Raw genomic sequence first — 2,411 nt, forward strand, 5'->3', positions numbered from 1 at the left:
TGAACAAGACCAGGAAGACTGGGCGCGTATTGAGGCTTTAAGCAACACGATCTCAGAAGAGGAATTATTAACGCTTTCTTGCGAAGACATACTACATCGCCTATTCCACGAGGAACAAGTGCGTTTATTTGCACCAGAAGCCGTCAGTTTTAAATGTCATTGCTCACCCGAGCAAGTCGAATCGACTTTGCTTTCTTTAGGTCGTGAGGCAGTTAATGAGCTATTAGTCGAGCAAGATACGATTGTTGCCGACTGTGAATTTTGCAGTGCAAAATATAGTTTTAACAAGGCCGATGTAGAAAGGATTTTTGCCCAAAATCCTGTTATAAAAGGCTCAGAAACAAAACATTAAGGAATGTCTGTGGGAGGGACTGTTAGCCGCAAGTGTCATACAAGTCGCGACTAAAAGCCCCTGCCACATTTGCATCCAAATCTTATTACTCACTTGGAAGCAGTGTATAAGCCATCATCAGCGCATCTTCGCGCTCGCCATTTTCTGTTTTATAATAACCCGGACGCATACCAATTTCGTTAAAACCTAGGCTTTCATACAAAGCGACAGCCGCTGTATTTGATGGGCGTACTTCTAAAAACACACTTTCCGCTTTTCTATCTTGTGCAGTTTCAATAATATGGCGCATAAATTTCCCCCCTAACCCTTGCTTGCGCTCATCAGGAGAAATACACAAATTAAGCACAGTGGCCTCGCCCACTGCGGTGGAAACAATGCAAAAAGCAACCATTTTATTTTCTGCATCTTCACACACCCAGCAATCATAATGAGCCGCCTTTAAGCAGTCATGAAAGACCCCCTCTGCCCAAGGATAATTATATCCAGCACGCTCTATTTCCAACACCTCAGGCAAGTCAGTCTTGGACATTTTACGAAAACGCATAAGATCCACTCTATTTAGTGTATCAGGAAATACTTTGGCATAAAATTCACGATCGGCATCATAAGTTACAAGGCCTTTTACTATATTAAACACACGCTTTATCATTATTACTTTTGTTATTATTGTTTGGAAAAAAAACTTAAAGCCCGCTGCATATCTTGCCATGCCTCACGTTTCTTCGTCAGGCTACGTAACAAATAAGCGGGATGGTACATCACAACTAATGGAATACCTGAGAATTCATAGCTTGTTTCACGTAACTCACCCAAGCTTGCTTTACTCTGCAATAATTGGTGTGCAGCAATACGCCCTACAGCAATAATTATCTTAGGTTGGACTAAGCTGATCTGTCGCGCCAGGAACGGTGCGCAAGCATTTAATTCAGCTACTTTTGGATCATGATCTTCAACTGGCCTGCATTTTACAATATGAGTCATAAATATCTCATCTTTGTTTAATTGCATAGCACGAAGCATTTCAATAAATAACTCACTCGTATTATCAGCAAAAGGCTCTCCCTGCTGCTCATCCTCCAAACTAGGTGCTTCAGTTACCCAAAACCAATCCGCCTGCTGATTACCTGAGCCGATAACAACTTGTTGCCGCGTGTGACTAAGAGCACATAGCTGGCAAGCTTGCATTTCTGCATTTAAGACCTCCCAGCTATCCTCTTGCGCTGCAGCACCTTCATCAACATAACGAGGTACCCAAACATCAATACCCATAGCCGCTAAATACTGTAATCGCGTTGTATTATCCATAAAAGATTGGCACTTATTATGTAACAGTCCGCAGACCCTTATAAAAATGGGGGTACATAAATAAGTTACTCCAAATTACATTAAACCTGCGGATGCTTCTTAACGCCCTTATCCTCTAGCTTATTTAAAGCACTAATATAAGCTTTTGCAGATGCAACCACAATATCGGTATCAGCACCCAAGCCATTAACAACACGTCCACCCTTGGCTAACCTGATGGTGACATCCCCTTGAGCATCAGTGCCATTAGTAATGTTATTAACCGAATAAAGCTCCAGTACTGCTCCCGACTGAACAATAGACTCGATAGCTTTCAAGCTTGCATCGACAGCTCCGCTACCTGTCGCATCCCCTGTTAGCTCATTCTTATCCACATTAACAGTAACCGATGCTTGAGGTGTTTCGCCTGTTTCTGAACATACTTTTAAGGCAATTAACTTAAAATGATCTTCAGCGTCAGCACTTACCTCAGTAATTAAGGCTTGTAAATCTTCATCAAAAATTTCATGCTTTTTATCGGCTAATTGCTTAAAACGATAAAACGCATCATTTAATTCTGACTCAGTATGGAATTCAAAACCTAATTCAGTCATCCGACTTTTAAACGCATTACGCCCTGAGTGCTTACCTAAAACCATACGATTGGCGGCCCAGCCTACATCTTCAGCGCGCATAATTTCATAAGTTTCACGATTCTTTAATACACCATCTTGATGTATACCCGACTCATGCGCAAAAGCATTCGCGCCAACAA

4 protein-coding genes are annotated in these 2,411 nt (G+C 41.8%); 1 reads left to right on the forward strand and 3 read right to left on the reverse strand.

Annotation, left to right across the window (positions count from 1 at the left end):
• Positions 1-352, forward strand: a 352-nt coding sequence (locus BAZSYMA_RS02345) for an Hsp33 family molecular chaperone HslO (protein WP_195910055.1), incomplete at its 5' end; no start/stop codon positions are given.
• Between the two features lie 85 nt (positions 353-437).
• Here BAZSYMA_RS02345 and rimI read toward each other — a convergent pair.
• The 3 genes from rimI to BAZSYMA_RS02360 form a co-directional block, all read right to left on the reverse strand.
• Positions 438-989: a ribosomal protein S18-alanine N-acetyltransferase gene (gene rimI, locus BAZSYMA_RS02350; RefSeq protein ID WP_337925522.1), complete on the reverse strand. Its 552-nt coding sequence runs from the start codon at positions 987-989 to the stop codon at positions 438-440.
• A 26-nt stretch (positions 990-1,015) separates the two neighbouring features.
• A complete protein-coding gene (locus tag BAZSYMA_RS02355) occupies positions 1,016-1,657 on the reverse strand; it encodes a uracil-DNA glycosylase (RefSeq protein WP_090715245.1) in 642 nt (213 codons plus the stop codon).
• Between the two features lie 80 nt (positions 1,658-1,737).
• The coding region (locus BAZSYMA_RS02360) for an alpha-isopropylmalate synthase regulatory domain-containing protein (protein WP_277621609.1) at positions 1,738-2,411 on the reverse strand (674 nt) is incomplete at its 5' end.

This window comes from Bathymodiolus azoricus thioautotrophic gill symbiont (assembly GCF_001298715.1).
Lineage (GTDB): Bacteria > Pseudomonadota > Gammaproteobacteria > PS1 > Pseudothioglobaceae > Thiodubiliella.

What these genes read in the sequence shown, in the direction of transcription:
- BAZSYMA_RS02355 (WP_090715245.1), bottom strand. Translation starts at nt 1,657, where the DNA reads ATGGATAATACAACGCGATTACAGTATTTAGCGGCTATGGGTATTGAT.